At 38.6% G+C, this 16581-nt stretch carries 14 protein-coding genes; 6 read left to right on the forward strand and 8 right to left on the reverse strand.

Annotation, left to right across the window (positions count from 1 at the left end; all coding sequences use genetic code 11):
- Positions 1-33: 33 nt before the first annotated feature.
- From tauD to tauA, 4 genes are read right to left on the reverse strand one after another with little or no spacing between them, the layout of a single operon-like run.
- Positions 34-915, reverse strand: coding sequence for a taurine dioxygenase (tauD, locus tag MMY79_RS11455; RefSeq protein ID WP_252608561.1), 882 nt, complete (start codon positions 913-915; stop codon positions 34-36).
- A gap of 8 nt (positions 916-923) precedes the next feature.
- Positions 924-1793, reverse strand: coding sequence for a taurine ABC transporter permease TauC (gene tauC / locus MMY79_RS11460; protein WP_252608564.1), 870 nt, complete (start codon positions 1791-1793; stop codon positions 924-926).
- Positions 1790-2584 (reverse strand): ATP-binding cassette domain-containing protein, encoded by a 795-nt coding sequence (locus tag MMY79_RS11465; protein ID WP_252608566.1) that lies wholly within the window; start codon positions 2582-2584, stop codon positions 1790-1792. The genes tauC and MMY79_RS11465 overlap by 4 nt, the downstream gene beginning before the upstream one ends.
- A gap of 9 nt (positions 2585-2593) precedes the next feature.
- A complete protein-coding gene (gene tauA / locus MMY79_RS11470) occupies positions 2594-3634 on the reverse strand; it encodes a taurine ABC transporter substrate-binding protein (RefSeq protein ID WP_252608568.1) in 1041 nt (346 codons plus the stop codon).
- 440 nt (positions 3635-4074) lie between these two features.
- On the opposite strand from tauA, the gene MMY79_RS11475 reads away from it, so the two are divergent.
- Complete coding sequence (locus MMY79_RS11475) at positions 4075-5259, forward strand: hypothetical protein (protein WP_252608569.1); 1185 nt, start codon at positions 4075-4077, stop codon at positions 5257-5259.
- Positions 5260-5320: 61 nt separating this feature from the next.
- On the opposite strand, the gene MMY79_RS11480 is transcribed toward MMY79_RS11475, so the two are convergent.
- The 4 genes from MMY79_RS11480 to MMY79_RS11495 all read right to left on the reverse strand — a co-directional run bounded on the left by MMY79_RS11480 (position 5321) and on the right by MMY79_RS11495 (position 10779).
- The gene (locus tag MMY79_RS11480; RefSeq protein WP_057085541.1) at positions 5321-6787 is read right to left on the reverse strand and encodes an MFS transporter; all 1467 of its coding nucleotides are present in this window, start codon (positions 6785-6787) and stop codon (positions 5321-5323) included.
- 193 nt (positions 6788-6980) lie between these two features.
- Entirely contained in the window at positions 6981-8372 is a 1392-nt protein-coding gene (locus tag MMY79_RS11485; RefSeq protein WP_252608570.1) for an LLM class flavin-dependent oxidoreductase, read from the reverse strand.
- A 175-nt stretch (positions 8373-8547) separates the two neighbouring features.
- Positions 8548-9843, reverse strand: coding sequence for an acyl-CoA dehydrogenase family protein (locus MMY79_RS11490; RefSeq protein WP_252608572.1), 1296 nt, complete (start codon positions 9841-9843; stop codon positions 8548-8550).
- A gap of 117 nt (positions 9844-9960) precedes the next feature.
- Positions 9961-10779 (reverse strand): hypothetical protein, encoded by an 819-nt coding sequence (locus tag MMY79_RS11495; protein WP_252608574.1) that lies wholly within the window; start codon positions 10777-10779, stop codon positions 9961-9963.
- Positions 10780-11427: 648 nt separating this feature from the next.
- Between MMY79_RS11495 and MMY79_RS11500 the strand changes: the two genes are divergently transcribed.
- The 5 genes from MMY79_RS11500 to MMY79_RS11520 all read left to right on the forward strand — a co-directional run bounded on the left by MMY79_RS11500 (position 11428) and on the right by MMY79_RS11520 (position 16573).
- Positions 11428-12873, forward strand: a complete 1446-nt coding sequence (locus tag MMY79_RS11500) for a cytochrome ubiquinol oxidase subunit I (RefSeq protein WP_252608575.1) — start codon at positions 11428-11430, stop codon at positions 12871-12873.
- Positions 12866-13873 (forward strand): cytochrome d ubiquinol oxidase subunit II, encoded by a 1008-nt coding sequence (cydB, locus tag MMY79_RS11505; protein ID WP_252059736.1) that lies wholly within the window; start codon positions 12866-12868, stop codon positions 13871-13873. The genes MMY79_RS11500 and cydB overlap by 8 nt, the downstream gene beginning before the upstream one ends.
- Positions 13874-13888: 15 nt before the next feature.
- Positions 13889-14023, forward strand: a complete 135-nt coding sequence (locus MMY79_RS11510; protein WP_080645724.1) for a hypothetical protein — start codon at positions 13889-13891, stop codon at positions 14021-14023.
- Positions 14024-14121: 98 nt separating this feature from the next.
- Positions 14122-15522, forward strand: a complete 1401-nt coding sequence (locus tag MMY79_RS11515) for a PLP-dependent aminotransferase family protein (protein WP_252608576.1) — start codon at positions 14122-14124, stop codon at positions 15520-15522.
- Between the two features lie 118 nt (positions 15523-15640).
- Positions 15641-16573: a LysR family transcriptional regulator gene (locus tag MMY79_RS11520; protein WP_107973290.1), complete on the forward strand. Its 933-nt coding sequence runs from the start codon at positions 15641-15643 to the stop codon at positions 16571-16573.
- Positions 16574-16581: the final 8 nt, after the last annotated feature.

Raw genomic sequence — 16581 nt, forward strand, 5'->3', positions numbered from 1 at the left:
GCGTTGGAATTGAAACGGCTGAAAACCAAAGAATTAAACTTCGGCTAACTCTGGCTGTTGTTCGCTTTTATAAAATGGCACATCGCCGTTAATAGTTGCACGGTGCATGATGCGATGAGCATCGCCATAATCAAATAATGCTTTATGTTGCGTACAACGGTTATCCCAAATCGCGATATCACCATCTTGCCACTTCCAACGCAAATGAAATTGCTCTTGGGTCGCATGTTCAAACAAGAAATTAAGTAATCGCTCACTTTCTTGTTCAGGTAACTCATTAATTCGAGTGGTAAAACCCTCGCTTACAAACAACAAAGGCTGACCTGTAACCGGGTGGGTACGCACCACTGGGTGAACCACTGGTGGGTTACGTTTAAATGTTTGCAAAAGCTTTTCACGTTCTTCTTCGTTATGAGCAAAACGTTCAAGTGGAAAAGACTTACGAATATCATGTGTTGCAGTTAAACCACGTAATTTTTGCTGTAGCTCGAGCGAAAGCCCTTTAAAAGCTGCTGTATTACTCGACCACAAGGTGTCACCGCCTACAGGTGGAATTTTAATGGCTTGCAACACACAACCTAAAGGTGGATTTTTACTAAAAGTCACATCTGTGTGCCAAAGTTCATTATCACGTAAATCTTGTTTCCAACTATCGAGCACCATCACTTCAGGCACATCTTCAATTGAAGGATAAATCGGGTGCACATGTAAGCTGCCAAAACTACGGGCCAAGTCTGCTTGTGCTTGCGGTGCTAATTGTTGCTTTCGAAAAAAAATGACCTGATGATCAAGCAAAGCCTGCTGGATTTGTTGCGTTGTCTGTTCATTTAACGCATTCAAATCAATATCGTGAATAATTGCGCCAATGGTAGGCTTGATCACTTCAATATTTAAGTTTGCTACTACTGTATTCATCTTCTTTACTACAACTGCTGACCATACCAAGGAGAAAACTGTTTTTGTAACCAACGTAAAAACAGCTCAAAACTAACTGCGACAATCGCAATCACAATAATGCCCAGAATCACCGTATCGGTAATTAAGAACTGTGCTGCCGATTGCACCATAAAACCAATACCACGATCTGCTGCAACTAACTCGGCTGCAACTAATGTTGACCAGCCCACCCCAAGACCAATACGAATACCGGTAATAATATGAGGTAAAGCTGTTGGTAAAATGACATGCCAAAATACTTGTGTCTGACTTGCCCCTAGCGACAGTGCAGCACGTTCACGATTAAGCTGATGGCTTAACACACCATGTGCACTACTAATAATGACAGGCGCCAAAATCGAGAAGAAAATCAAAAGTACTTTTGTGGTTTCACCAATACCGAACCAAATCACCAGTAATGGCAAATAAGCTAACGGTGGAATTGGACGTAATAATTCAACCAAAGGATCTAGAACTGCACGAACCCATTTGTTCAGGCCCATCCATAAACCCATTGGTACACCAATCACCACGGCAGCAATCAAGGCTAAAAACACACGCGAGATACTGGCGGCCAAATGTTGCCATAAAGTAGCCTTCATAAAGCCTTCTTGGCTGACCGATATAAATTTTTGCCAGACTGCCTGTGGACTCGGTAAAAACAGTTCGGGTACGACATGCAAAGCAGTAATAAGGAACCAGAGTGCAACCACACTTCCCACACTAATTATGCTAACTACCAAAGTGCGATGCTTCTCAAAAAATGACGATAGAAATGAAGCATTTTCTGTTTGCACATCTGGCTTAAGTTTTAGCCCTGCTTTGTCATATTCATAGACGTTATCTTTAGTACTCATGTGGTTAACGCCTCCTTACCGCTTTGTTTTTGTGCCCTTAAACTTTCAAACAGCTGTTCTCTGAGCTGAATAAATTGAGGGTCCGATTTAATTGAGCGAATAGACTCGCCCTGACGATATCGTTTAGCAAAATCGAGATGTAGAGTTTCTACAATTTTGCCCGGATGTGCTATCATCAGTACCAACTGATTGCTGAGCAATAATGCTTCTTCAATGTCATGAGTAATTAAAAAGAAACTTTTATTTTGTTGAATCCATAAATCGAGCACTAACTGCTGCATGTTTTCACGCGTAAAAGCATCTAATGCGGCAAAAGGTTCATCTAATAAAATAAACGGCGCGTGACTGATCAAAGCTCTAGCAATACCAACACGTTGTTTCATACCACCGGAAAGTTCCCAAATATTGGCTTTTTCAACGTGACTTAAACCTACAATTTTTAAAATTGCGTTCACTTGTGCTTCGATATCCGCGCGCTTTAAACCTTTTAACTGCAAAGCGAAGCCAACATTATCTGCAACATTCAACCAAGGAAGTAAGGCGTGATCTTGAAATACGACAGCACGAGTTACATCTGGTCCAGTTACGACTTCATGATTTACAAGCACATCACCTGAACTCGGCTTTTGAAATCCTGCCAAGATATTAAGCAAAGTTGTTTTGCCACAACCCGACTCACCTAAAATCACGGTTAAAGAACCTTCTTCAATCGTTAGGTTAATGTCTTGTAAAACTGGCTTTTGCTGTTTAGGAAAAGTCAGATGAATATGTTTGGCTTCTAGTACACTCATGACAACTCCTTAAGGCTGCAAAAATGAAGAATTCACATTGCCTTTATAATCGGCTTTAAGTTGATCGACCTTACCCTGACCTTTTAAGAACTTCGCCGTATCAAAAATATTTTGCGCAAATTCACCATCTAACGTTTGTTTTTGCTGAGCATGGTCAAGGTAAATGTTTCCACTTAATAAAAGCGGAATATCTTTTGGATCAGAACCTGTGAGCTGCGCAATTTTTTGCACGTTATCGGCATCTTTAACGTAAGCGGCTGGATCTTGATTATATTTTTCAAGCTGCTCAAGCGTAGTTTTAACAAAAGCTTTTAAGAAATCAGGATTTTTCTCTGCAAAATCTTTACGCACAACCCATAGGTCATAAGTTGGAGCGCCCCATTCACCCACTTGTTTTGAGTCAGTTAAAACCGTACCAGATGCTTTGGCTTTACTTAAAGCAGGTTCCCAAACATAGGCAGCATCAATATCTCCACGTTCCCAAGCAGCTGAAATTTCAGGTGGACGCAAGTTAATAATTTTTACTTTGTCTTCTGGAATGTTCCAATGTTTAAGTGCAGACAAAAGGCTGTAATGCGTGGTTGAAACAAACGGTACAGCAATGGTTTTGCCAATTAAATCTTGGGGAGTTTTAATGCCTGATTTATTACTTACCACTAATGCTTCAGATCCACCAAGTTTTGATGTAATTAAGAAGACTTCAATCGGTAAATCACGGCTTGCCGCAGCAGCAAGTGGACTTGAACCAATATTGCCAAGTACAACATCGCCTGAAGCAAGTGCGTTTACAACATCTGAACCCGCATCAAATTTTTTCCATTGAATGGTCCGTTGACTATGTTTTTCATATTCCCCATTGGCCTGCGCAACTTTGCTTGGGTCAACACCTGTTTGGTAGGCAATCACGACAGGTTTGCTGTCGCGAACTGAAGCACTTGTATTATTATCTTTTTTATTTTGCCATACGATAAATGCAACAATTGCGACTACCACAATTGCCGTGATAATCAACGGTTTGGTCTTTGTGCTCATAATTTCATGATCTTTCAATAATATAAGATCATGGTATGCAGCTGGCTTTATAATGAAAAATAAAAAAATATGAGTTGCTTATCTATTTTTGATAAATAACTTTTTCATATAAGTTTTTATCTTTTGGTAAAAAGAAAATTTCAACCAAACTTACAGATTAGCCATAAAATTAAAATACTTATATATCAATAATTAAAAAGGATATTCAAAAAACACATGGTGAGAAAAACCTGACATACATCCTCTAATTATTTTACCCTACTCATTTCATCATTTTTATTTTTGCTTATCGCATCCAGAGTTTTGCATCTAATTAATTTTCATTTTTTTATATAAAGTTCAGATTTTATTATCTTTTTATCTTAAATCTTCTGCAAATATTGAGATTTGGACAAATCTTTTTCTGGTTTATACATGACGCAAATTTAATTTTTATTTTTAAGAGGAGAAAAATTCTTTTGTTTAAACATTCTCAATTTTTGAAAAAAACATTAATTACAACGTCTTTGATTACATTCAGCCTTTCAAGTCATGCAGCCCTTACTTTTGGTAATGCTGAAGAAGGTCAACTTAAAGTAAGTGGTACTGTTCGGGCTAAATATGTTTATGATTTTGACTCTAATCCCACTACCAGTAAATTTTCCTTTAATGACGCGGTATTATGGTTAGATTACAACTCCCCGAAATGGATTGGCCGTCTAGATTATCGGGTTTATGAGTATTACGGGCGTTTAGGCGATGCCAATTGGCTTACCGATGCATGGTTAGGTTATAAAATTAATGACAACAGTAAAATTATTGCTGGCTTAAACCCAGTTCCTTTTGGCTTGGGTCGCTTTTGGGGAAATACTTATTATTTAGGCATTGCCAATAGTGCAGGTTGGGAAGATGTGCACAACCTTGGGGTGAAATATGATTTCAATGATGGCATCAATGAAGCACAACTCGCCTTTTATCCTACCGATGGTGGCACCTACAGAGGTAAAAGCAAAGATTCGAGCCGATTTAGTATCAACCCTGTCAATGCGGATGACTCTGTACCACAAGGCACCAATACTAAAGAAAAGAACTCGATTGTTGTTCGCGGTGCTCATACCTTTAAAAATGTCTTAGGCCAAGAAAATTTCTCTACCCAATTGGGTGCCTCTGCATGGTACTCCACCATTGAAAATAAACGTTCAGGGCAAGATGGCAATCGCCAAGTCTATTCAGTTTTTAGCAATACCAATTACAATCAATGGAATTTACAGCTTTTGGCTGGTTATCAAGACATTGATAATGCGGACACCCAATATAAAGATCACCTGACTTTGGGTGGTTTCGATTATTCATTTAACTCGGCAACCAAAGGTCAGATTTACTCAGCCGAACTCAGCTATTTATTTCCTCAGCAGTTTGGCCCAATTACCTCTGTTCGCCCCTACCTAAACTATAGTTCTTATCGAAAAGAGCAAGATGGCTTTAAAGATTCAACCCGTTTTATTCCCGGCATTGCCTTTAACTATCAAAAATTGACGGTACAAGCCGAGTTGCTGATGGGTAAACACGATCCATATCTAGGAGACAGTGAAGGCCTTGCGGCTGGCGGAAGCAATGATAAATGGAATAAAAAAGCGTTTGTGATTTTTGCTTATTACTTCTAACTCTAAAAAGAAAGGCCAACAAATGTTGGCCTTTCTTTTTATCTAGATATCTACTTTTACTCTAGTCGATTACTGGTGAATTATTGAGAGGAAGTTCTGTTTTATCTTCATCTATAACATCGACATCTTGGGCGGTAGGCTCAAACTTAATCAGTAGTCCAATCACAATTAAAGGAATAAACGCAAAGATAGAAATAATCAGGTAAACATCGGTTTTATATCCCGCCATCCAGATCGGTAAAACAAACAAAGCAATTGCTTGAGCAACACCCGTTACTGCACGGTTAAAGCCGACCCCAACGCCACGAATTGAAGCCGGATAAGCCATAGTTGGATAAACCATCATTTGTGCCCCAGGCCCAAAGCCTTCGGCAAAAAGCCATAAACCTAGCATTCCAATTGCGGTGTAGAGTAGAAAGCTATTACCGGGTTCACCAATTAATGCCAAAGCAATGAGGGCTATAAACTGGAGTAAAAAGCCTGTAAGCAACACATGACGAGATTTAAATCTGCTGGCAACAAATACACCTAACAGCCCGCCCGTAAATGCAAACAATAAATTAAGCCCGAGTGTTGTAGTAATGGTCGTCAAGACATCGGTATGGAAGAAACGCGTTAAAATAGAAGGTAAAAAGAAGGCAATGGTCGTGTACTGAAATGCCACCGAAATATGAATCACAATTGCCACAATCGTTCTTGGCAAATAGGTTTTATTAAATAAAACTGCAAAACCCTCGCGCTTTTTCTTTTCAGCGGTTCTTTCTACTTTTTCAACTGTAGCAACTGCATTAATAGCATAGGACTCTTGTAGAACTTTAGCAGCCCCTTTTAAATCGCCTTGGTTTGCAAGCCAGATTGGTGATTCAGTTAAATATTTACCACGAATAAAAATGATGAGTAACGCTGGCACTGCTCCAAAAATTAAAGATGCTCGCCATAACCAGTTGCTATGCTCAGGAGGTAAAAGAAAATAAAGCGCCAAAACCAGACCAAAACACACCGAAGAAGCGGCATACCACATTGGGCACCATGCGGCTAAACGCGCTGCCTTGTTGCTACTACCGTTAAATTTGGAAAACTCAGATAAGTATGACATTGCCACAGGCAGATCAATACCAACACTAATCCCCATAATAAATCTGGCTAAAATCAAAACCCAGACATTAGGTGCAAAGCCTGCGACAATTGCAGCAATGACAAAGAGCACCATGTCTGCCATAAAAACCCGATAACGGCCAATTTTATCTGTCAGCCAACCACCAATCAGGTTACCAACAATGGTTCCGCAGACAATTGCTGAAGCCACCACACCAGTCATCACAGGGCTTAAAGAAAACTCTGAGATAACTTGCTCAATACCAAAGGACAGCGTTGTTAAATCATAGGCATCAATAAATACCCCAATCAATGCCAACCAAATAACTTTATTCGATTTACCCTTCCCTGCAAATTTGGAAATTAATTGTGAAACATCATCGGGAGATTTAATTTCATAACGATGGTTATGATCGAGTTCTTGTGTGCTCACTTAATAATTCCTGAATTTTAATAACAGAAACAAAATAATGATTATTCACATAATACAAAAACAAATTAATCTGATTTTTTAATCTCAATTATAGAATTATCTTTTCATTATTAACTCAGCAGTAAAACCGATATAAAAGACAAAATAAAAGCTGGCATTTAACCAGCTATTTATTTAAAGGTTTTCCAAAATATTAACTCGCCTCAGCAAGTTTTAATTCCTTTAGATTACGATATTTTGCACCGCGGTGATTTTCAGGCAAATATGGACCAGCACCAAATAATTTTTCTCTTAATGTTCCTTGTGCATATGAGGTTTGATATACCCCTCGTTTTTGCAACTCTGGCACAATAAACTCAACCACATCGGCAAAGGTTTGATGCGCCAAAATATAAGCCAAGTTAAAGCCATCGACATCGGTATCTTCAACCCATTGCTGTAAAGCATCCGAAACGGTTTCTGCCGAACCCACTAACACAGGTCCATTACCGCCTAAGCTGTTCCAGTTTGCAATTTCTTCAATGGTCCAAACACGTTCTGGGTCTGCATTTACATAAGAATCTAATAAAGATTGAATCGCATTGGTTTGAATATATTCAACTTTGTCGGTCGGTTGATATTGTGAAAAATCAACACCTGACCAGCCAGATAGCAATGTTAAAGCGCCATCGTAGCTTCCATAGCTTTGATATTCTTTAAACTTAGCCTGCGCTTTTGTATCGGTTTCATCGGTTACAATCGACAAAAGTGCATAAATTTTAACTGAGTACGGGTCTCGGCCTTCTTGAGCCAATTTTTGACGAATGCCCTGTACCACTTTTTTAGTGGCAATTTTAGACGGCGCTGCAATAAATACACACTCAGCATTTTGACTAGCAAACTTCTGCCCACGTGAGGATGCACCTGCTTGATAAAGTACTGGCGTTCGCTGCGGTGATGGCTCACAAATATGGATACCCGGCACAGTAAAGTATTTACCTTCGTGCTGAATTGGATGCACTTTATTATGGTCAGCAAAGATACCGCTTTCACGGTCACGAAGTACCGAACCTTCTTCCCAAGAACCTTCCCAAAGCTTGTAAAGAACTTCTAAATATTCATCAGCAATATCATAACGATTGTCATGGTTGACCTGAGTTTTTAGGCCCAAGTTTTTCGAGCCACTTTCCAAATAAGAAGTCACGATATTCCATCCAACTCGCCCCTTGGTTAAATGATCTAGCGTACTAATACGTCTAGCAAAAGGATAAGGATGCTCAAAGGAAATAGAGGTCGTGACACCAAAACCCAAGTGCTTTGTGACTGCGGCCATCGCTGGCACAATCTGTAGCGGATCATTGACTGGAACTTGTACTGCACCTGTTAAAGCATGTTCAGCACTTTGATGATAAACGTCATAAATACCAAGTACATCTGCAATAAAAATACCGTCAAAAAAACCACGCTCAAGAATTTGTGCTAAATCTGTCCAATATTCTAAATCTTTATATTCAACAGATCGGTCTTGGGGATGTCGCCATAATCCTGGAGATTGGTGAGCAATACAATTCATTTCAAAAGCATTAAAACTAATTTTCTTAGTCATAAAAATATCAACCAGCATTTTATTTATTTTTATACTAAATCAATTTTTAGGTTTTCTTTATAATATAAACCCCAAACAAAATATGATTTTATTCTAATAGATTTTTATAATTTATTTTAAAAATTAAATAATATTAAGCCGCTAAAAATAGCAGCTTAATATCTAAAATTATAACTTATTGCTTAGCAACATTCCCTATTCGCCATTGATACGGTGGTAATGTACCGTTCACACTAAAATCACCGATAATTCGATTTTTAAATACTCTCGGGTTATGTGAAGATAAAGTTCGTACATTACGCCAGTATCGATCTAGACCTAAATCTTTATCTGTTGCTGAAGCGCCTAAAGCATCAAATAAAATTGTAGATGCATTTAAAATTAAATCGGTAATAACGGTTTGAGACTGTGCACTTTCAAGCTCGGCAAGCGCATTTTGCTCCTCTTCAAGCTGCTCATTATTTTGAAATGCAGCCAAGTAAGCACGCTGCAAGCTTTGTGCAACTTTTTCAACAATCGCCCCTGCACTGTAAGCCGCGCCACGAACTTGTCCCACGACTTGTAAAATTTGTGGATCCTGTTTTACAAATTGGGCATTTGCATGCGTGTAGTTTCGGGTACGTTTAGCAACAGCTTGAGAAACATCATAGGTTGCAGCACGTCCTAGACCTGTAATGATTGCCAGTTGGACCAGTTGATAGTAAGCCGCTGAATATTTAAAGCGGTCATCATCAGGTAAAACTTCAGTTTCATCGACCAATACGTCATGGAAATATGCTGTACCGCTTGCAGTGAGTTGCTGACCAAAGCCGTTCCAGTCATCGACAATTTCAACGCCTTCATCTTCACGGCGAACAACGACCGAACCAGACTCACCCTTTAAGTCAGTTACACCAATTTCGACCCAGTCTGCATATAGACTCCCTGTGGTGTAATATTTTTGGCCTTTAACACGAATTTTGCCGTTATCGTCTCGATACAAATGTGTTTCGAACTGATCAATTGACTCCTTTCCACCTTCAGACCATGCACTACCCACCGTTTCACCATTTGCAATTCGGCTGAACCAACGCTGTTGAAACGCTTTATCTTTACTTACCAATACATCTTCAGTGAAACCAAAATGCACACGCAAAGATTGCGGCAAGTTTGAATCGGCCTCTGCAAGTTCAATTAATAATGCAAATAATTCAGGAATGGTTGCATCAAAGCCCCCATGAGCTTTAGGAAGTCGTAATCGTGTAAAACCAATATCTTTGAGCCACTGAAGTTGTTCATAAGGCAAAATATGCTGCTGCTCACGGATTAAAGCCCCTTCTTTAATACGCGCAAAAGTCGGTCTGAAGTTTTTTGCCAAATCATCATAACGTTCAGAAGGTCCTTCACCCCACACCCGAGAAATGATTGAAGCCTGACTAAGTGCCGCATGCGTTAGTGAACCGAGATGATGCTCAAAATTTAAATTTGTCATTTATGTAAAACCAATATTGCTTTGCTTTTACCATAAAATATTTATTTCACATGAAAACGATTATTTTTTTATAACTGTATTCATTCTTTATATAACGCAAAGTAAAAGCTTACAGCGCTAAGCTATCGCTTTCTTGTTAGGACTATGCTGACTTTGCAATAAGGTTTGCATATATTCTGAATAGACAGATAATTTTTCGAAAATATGCTCTGAATAGAACATATCATCAATTAAATGCGTCATTTGACTAGCGGTAAAGGTATCGCATAAACCTACCAACTCTGCATTCATCTTGGCAAATTGCGCACATAATTTCACGTAAGTGTCATCTTTATTTTTGAATAATAATTTACGCATTTCCAATTCATTTATATCTTTTAAATCATCGCTTTTTTTGGGGTTAATCCAATAAATTTTGACTTTTAAGAACTGCTCAAGCTCTTTCAGATGTTCTAAATCAATATCTAAATCAGTGATTAGAAAAACCGTAGAGAGATCACTTCTACACAGTGCTTTAATTAAACTTAAATAAATAAACTCAACTTCACTAAGCTCTCCAAGTTCTAAATCTATATATACTTTTAAGCTTTCTAGAACATCATCGATCTTGAAAAGTACCTTTTTTTCAGCTTGATAATATTTGTTAAGAATAGAAAGTACAGGTGCTGTCGCAGGTGTTGTGTAAATGGCTGCTTTATTTAAATTGGCAAATATAAAAGGTGAAAATAAATAAGCCACACTGCTTTGCTTTAAGTGAATATGAGATTGAATTAAATATACAGTTTCAGATTTAGAAAAGTCTCTGAGAACCTTTGCTCTTAATAAAGTTGCTTCAAAATTAACATAGGTCTGCTCTAGTTGAGCCATTATAGAAGCTGGAATAGGCTGATTTTTAATAATTTTATGCAGGACATTGAGTTGAGAAGTAGTAAACATTTTTTAACATCCAAGCTATTTTAGAAGAGCTACACTTAAATCAGGTCTTTAATAACCTACGCAACAACCAGACCTCACACAAAACAACAAGGGAATAAAAAAGAAGTAATTTATCCTGCGCTTATATAAAAACCAAAGTCGCATTGATGTTGCTTATAACGATGATTTTGGCCATTCGTAAATCTTGTTCATTTATTTTGGACTTTAGGTGAATGGATATATAGCTACAGATAATTGAAAAAAAACTATAGCACACCTCACAATTGCTCCAGACTGTTATAGTTTTATAAAAAATTTCTGTATCTAGATATACAAAATTAGCGAGTGCATGATTAAGAAAGCTTCTTAAGGTAGGTAGTTTTCATGAAACGATCTATGGTGCATCGTCAGATATTTCATCAATGTTTCAATGCAACATGCATTTTTACAAATGCAACATCATGCATAAACTTTGTTAACAGATTGAGAACAATCAATCAGTCTATTCTCTTGAAATATCAAGCAATTATATTACTTCACCCTGTTGGCATTTTACTTGCTAAGAACATTTATCACAGAAGTAAGTTTAATCGTCAAAATACTTTGTTGCCTGAAAATAAGTATTTAACTCATTTAACCATCATCAGCTAGTTCACAGGGGGAAAGTTTATGAGCCTCGGTCTAACCGCTCTAGAATTAGCGCGAATACAATTTGCTTTTACAGTATCCTTCCATATTATTTTTCCGGCCACCTCTATCGGTCTTGCCTGTTTTTTAGCAGTGTTAGAGTGGAAGTGGTTAAGAACCCAGAACCCGATTTATAAAGATCTATTTAAATACTGGATTAAGATCTTTGCCGTTGCCTTTGGTATGGGTGTGGTCTCGGGTGTGGTCATGAGTTACCAGTTCGGTACTAACTGGAGTGAATTTTCACGTGTTGCAGGAAGTATTACTGGTCCTTTACTGACCTATGAAGTCTTGAGTGCCTTCTTCTTAGAAGCAGGTTTCTTAGGCATTATGTTATTTGGCTGGGGACGTGTTGGTCCTCGAGCCCATTTCTTTGCGACACTTATGGTTGCGATCGGAACATGTATTTCCATGTTCTGGATTTTATCTTCCAATAGCTGGATGCAGACACCTCAAGGCTTCGCCATCGAAAATGGCATTATTGTGCCAAAAGACTGGTTTGCAATTGTCTTTAACCCATCCTTTCCTTACCGCTTTGCCCACATGGGTGCAGCAGCCTTCTTGGTTTCATCATTATTGGTCGTTGGAACATCTGCATGGCATTTAGTAAAAGGCCGTCGCGATGAATTGGTGAAAAAATCGTTCTCGATGGGTCTTTGGATGGTGCTGGTGACTTCATGTTTACAAGTGGTGATTGGCGATAATCACGGTTTAAACACCCGTGAACATCAACCTGCCAAACTTGCAGCAATGGAAGGACACTGGGAAACCAATCACAATGAGCCTATGCCTTTATTGTTATTCGCAATTCCAGATATGAAAGAAGAACGTAACCACTTCGAAGTGGGTGTTCCTTATTTGGGTAGCTTAATTTTAACGCATAGCTTAGATGGCCAAGTGACAGGTTTAAAAGATTTCGCACCTGAAGACCGTCCCAATTCAACGATTGTTTTCTGGAGCTTCCGTGTGATGGTAGGCCTTGGTGTACTCATGGTCACCCTGTCTTTAATTGCACTTTGGCTACGTAAACGCGGAAAACTCTATGAAACATCATGGTTCCATAAATTTGCCTTGGTGATGGGACCATCTGGTTATGTCGCTATGCTTGCAGGTTGGGTAACCACTGAGGTTGGCCGTCAACCGTGGGTGGTGTACGGTATTATGAGAACTAAAGATGGACTTTCACATACGGTTTCTGCAGAACAAGTCGGACTGAGCCTGTTTATTTTTGTGGTGGTCTATACCATCGTTTTTGGGAGTGGTATTTACTACACCTTAAAACTGATTAATAAAGGCCCTGAATTTATCGACACACAAAATACCGAAGCAGGCGGCGTTGGACACTTTAAAACACCAATGCGTCCACTTAGTGCAGTCGATGAAAATATTGACAGCAAACAAAACTCTGGGGAGAACCGTCATGATTGATCTTTCTTTAATATGGGTCGGTATTATCGGTTTAGGTGTCATGATTTATGTGGTCATGGACGGCTTCGACTTAGGAATCGGGATTATGTTCCCATTCATTAAGAACAGCCAAGAACGTGACGTGATGATGAATACCGTAGCTCCTGTCTGGGATGGTAATGAAACATGGATGGTTCTCGGTGGTGCTGGTCTATATGCTGCATTTCCACTGGTCTATTCAACAGTTTTATCAGCACTCTATTTACCGATCATTTTCATGGTGATTGCCCTGATTTTCCGTGGCGTTGCTTTTGAATTCCGTTTCAAAGCCCATCGCACTAAACATCTTTGGGACTTGGCTTTTATTTGGGGTTCAGTTTTAACCAGCTTCCTGCAAGGGATTATTTTAGGTGCTTATATTCAAGGGATTAAAACCGAAAATGGTATTTATGCGGGTGGATCACTTGACTGGTTATCTCCATTTACGATCTTCACAGGTATTGGCGTAGTTGCCATGTATGCCACTTTAGGATGTGGATGGCTCATCTTAAAAACTGAAAAAGGCTTGCAGCAACGTATGTATGAGCTTATGCCAAAGCTAATTATTGCGTTGCTCATTATTTTTGGTGGCGTGAGTTTATATACTCCGTTAACTCATCCTGAAATTGCAGATCGCTGGTTCTCTTTACCAAACCTGTTTTATTTTAGCCCTGTGCCTATTTTGGTCTTATTATTTGTCGGCCTGATTTTATCAGCGTGTAAAAAGCAGCAACATGACCTCAAGCCATTTATATATACACTGGCTCTAGTTTTCCTTGCATTTACAGGCTTCGTCATTAGTTTATGGCCATATATTATTCCGCCATCAGTGACTATTTGGCAGGCAGCGGCCCCTCACTCAAGCCAGATGTTTGCTTTGGTTGGCGCACTTATTCTGATTCCGATCATTATTGCTTACACCATTGTGTCTTACTGGGTATTCAGAGACAAAGTTCGTGTAGGTGATGAAGGCTATCACTAAATGTATGGGGGTTTTATGAAAAAGTTATCAGTCAAACTCAATCAAACCCAATGGTTTATTCTGCTATGGCTCGCTGGCTTTTTAGCTTTAGGTGTTATTGCGGGTTTGTTTAAAGTCATATTGATTTATGCCGCCCCTTATTTAAAGTAAATCTATTATTCTCAACAAATGCCGTTTGTAGATTCTGCAAACGGCATTTATTATTGATTAAGTGCATCTTTTATTTTGTCATTTTGGGCAGCCCATACATGTATAAATCTGAACAACTTGCCCATAGTATTCGCCAACTTATTGAAAGTGGCACTTTAAATGCGCATGAAAAATTACCTTCATTAAGAGATCAGGTACAACGCTCTGGTTTTAGCTTAATGACTGTCATGAATGCCTATCAAGAACTTGAATCGCAAGGTCTTATCTATTCAAAAGAAAAATCAGGTTATTTCGTTGCCGAGCAAATTGCACTAAAGCCACTCGAGCAATATTCAGTGGTTTCACTTAACTCTAAAATTGAAATTAACTCGTTAGTTTTTAAATATCTTAAATCGATTCAACATGAATCTATCATACCTTTTGGCTCAGCCTTTCCCGATAGTCAGCTTTTATATGCGCCAAAGTTAATTCAAATTATGGGGCAGCTTGCGCGTCAAAAAAACAGTTATGACCAAACTACAAGCTTACCTCCGGGTAATTTAGCGTTAAGAAAACTTATTGCTCAACGCTACTGTATGCAAGGAATACAGACCGACCCAGATGACATTGTCATTACATCTGGCGGATTAGATGCACTTAATCTTTCTTTGCAAGCAGTTGCTCAGCCGGGTGATTATATTTTATTACAGCAAAATGTCTTTTATGGCGCTTGGCAGGCAGCAGAACGTTTAGGGTTAAAAGTGATTACCATTCCTGAACATCCTCAACATGGTTTTGACCTAGAGGCTTTTGAACAGGTTATTCAAACATATCCAATTAAAGTGTGTTGGCTCATGCTGAATGCACATAACCCGATTGGTTTTACAGTCAGTGATGACATTAAATATAAAATTGCCAAGTTGCTTCACGAACATCAAATTTATTTGATTGAAGATGATGTCTATGAAGAGCTTTTTTATGGCGGCCAAAAACCACTTTCGATGAAGTATTTTGACCAGCAAAATCTAGTGCTTCACTGCTCGTCTTTTTCTAAAACATTAGGTGCAGGTTTTCGGGTCGGTTGGGTCTATGCAGGTAAATTTTCAGACCATATTCAGCACTTGCAGCTCATGAGTACCATTTCAGTAAATGCACTCATTCAAAATGCATTGGTTGAGTTTTTGTCTCATCATCATTATGAAAAGCACTTGCGTACTCTACGACTTTCACTCGAACGTTATAAAAAACAGTTTTATCATTATTTAAAACAAAACCTTCCTGCTTCATGCGAATTGTACTACTACCCAAGTGGTTATTTTCTTTGGGTTAAACTCCCTAGCACTCTAGACAGTATGCGAGTTTATGAAGAGTTGATCCAACAGCATATTGGCGTAGCCCCAAGCCAATTATTTAGTGTTTTACCCTCGCAGCAGCATTATTTAAGAATCAACTGCTCTTTTGAATGGAACGCTAAAATTCAAGATGCATTAGATCAAATCATTAAAACAATTCAGCAATAAGATAAAGCAGGTTCATCAATCAACCCTTCGACCTAAGCACAATTCTATGGTCTTTATTTTGTGGTAACTTGATAGTTCAAATCGATAGTTTTAAGGGAAACAGGTTCAAGGTATTTATATGGAAATTGATGAAGAACTTACCCTAAAAAAAATACAGATTTTTTTAGCTTTTATGCGCTGCGGTAATTTGTCTAAAACAGCAACAGAAATGGAGCTGAGCAATGTCAGTGTTCATAAAGCCTTACACTCTTTAGAAAGTGCTTTACGTTGTCCTCTTTTTAAAAATGAAGGCCGTAACCTGATTCCTTTAAAAAGTGCTTATGTGTTTGAAGAGCGGGCTCAAAAAATCGTACAAGACATTTTTATTACCGTAAATAAAACCAGAGAAGCTGCGGGTTTTGCAGCCAAGGTCTTACATTTAGGTTCTCTTTATTCTCTAACTGTTAATACGATTCCAAATGTGATTAGCGGTCTTAAACTCAGACGTAGTGAGCTTGATATTCAACTTTTACTCAGCTCAAATCAGGACTTGGTGAAAAAACTTAAGGCAACCGAGCTTGATGCCATTATCGTGGCTTTAAATGAAACCACTCAAGATGATGACTTTGAAATTTTGCCGATGTTTTCAGACGATATCTTTCTGGCAGTTAATAAAGATTCAAAATATGCCGATTTTAAAGACATTGATTTAAGCCTTTTAAAGGAAGAAACTTTTCTAACTTTAACTAAGGGTTTTGCAACTCATAACGACAGCGACATCATTTTTAAAAAAGCTGGTTTTTCACCTAAAGTTGCTTTACAGGTCAATGATATCTTTACCCTAATTAGTATGGTCAGCTCTGGCGTCGGCTTTGCTCTACTACCCGGTCGTATTTCTGCGGTTTATGAAAGTTCAGTTAAACTTATTCCGCTCAAACAGCAATATCACATGCAACAAGAAATTGGTCTCGTCTTTTTAAAAAGTAAAGAGCGCGATCCAAACTTACTTGCTCTGATTGCTGAATGTCGAATGTTTGCCTCTAATTTCAAAAATAAAAAAGACCGTTGTTAGTAGCAACG

The sequence above is a fragment of the Acinetobacter sp. XS-4 genome, from assembly GCF_023920705.1.
Classification (GTDB): Bacteria; Pseudomonadota; Gammaproteobacteria; order Pseudomonadales; family Moraxellaceae; genus Acinetobacter.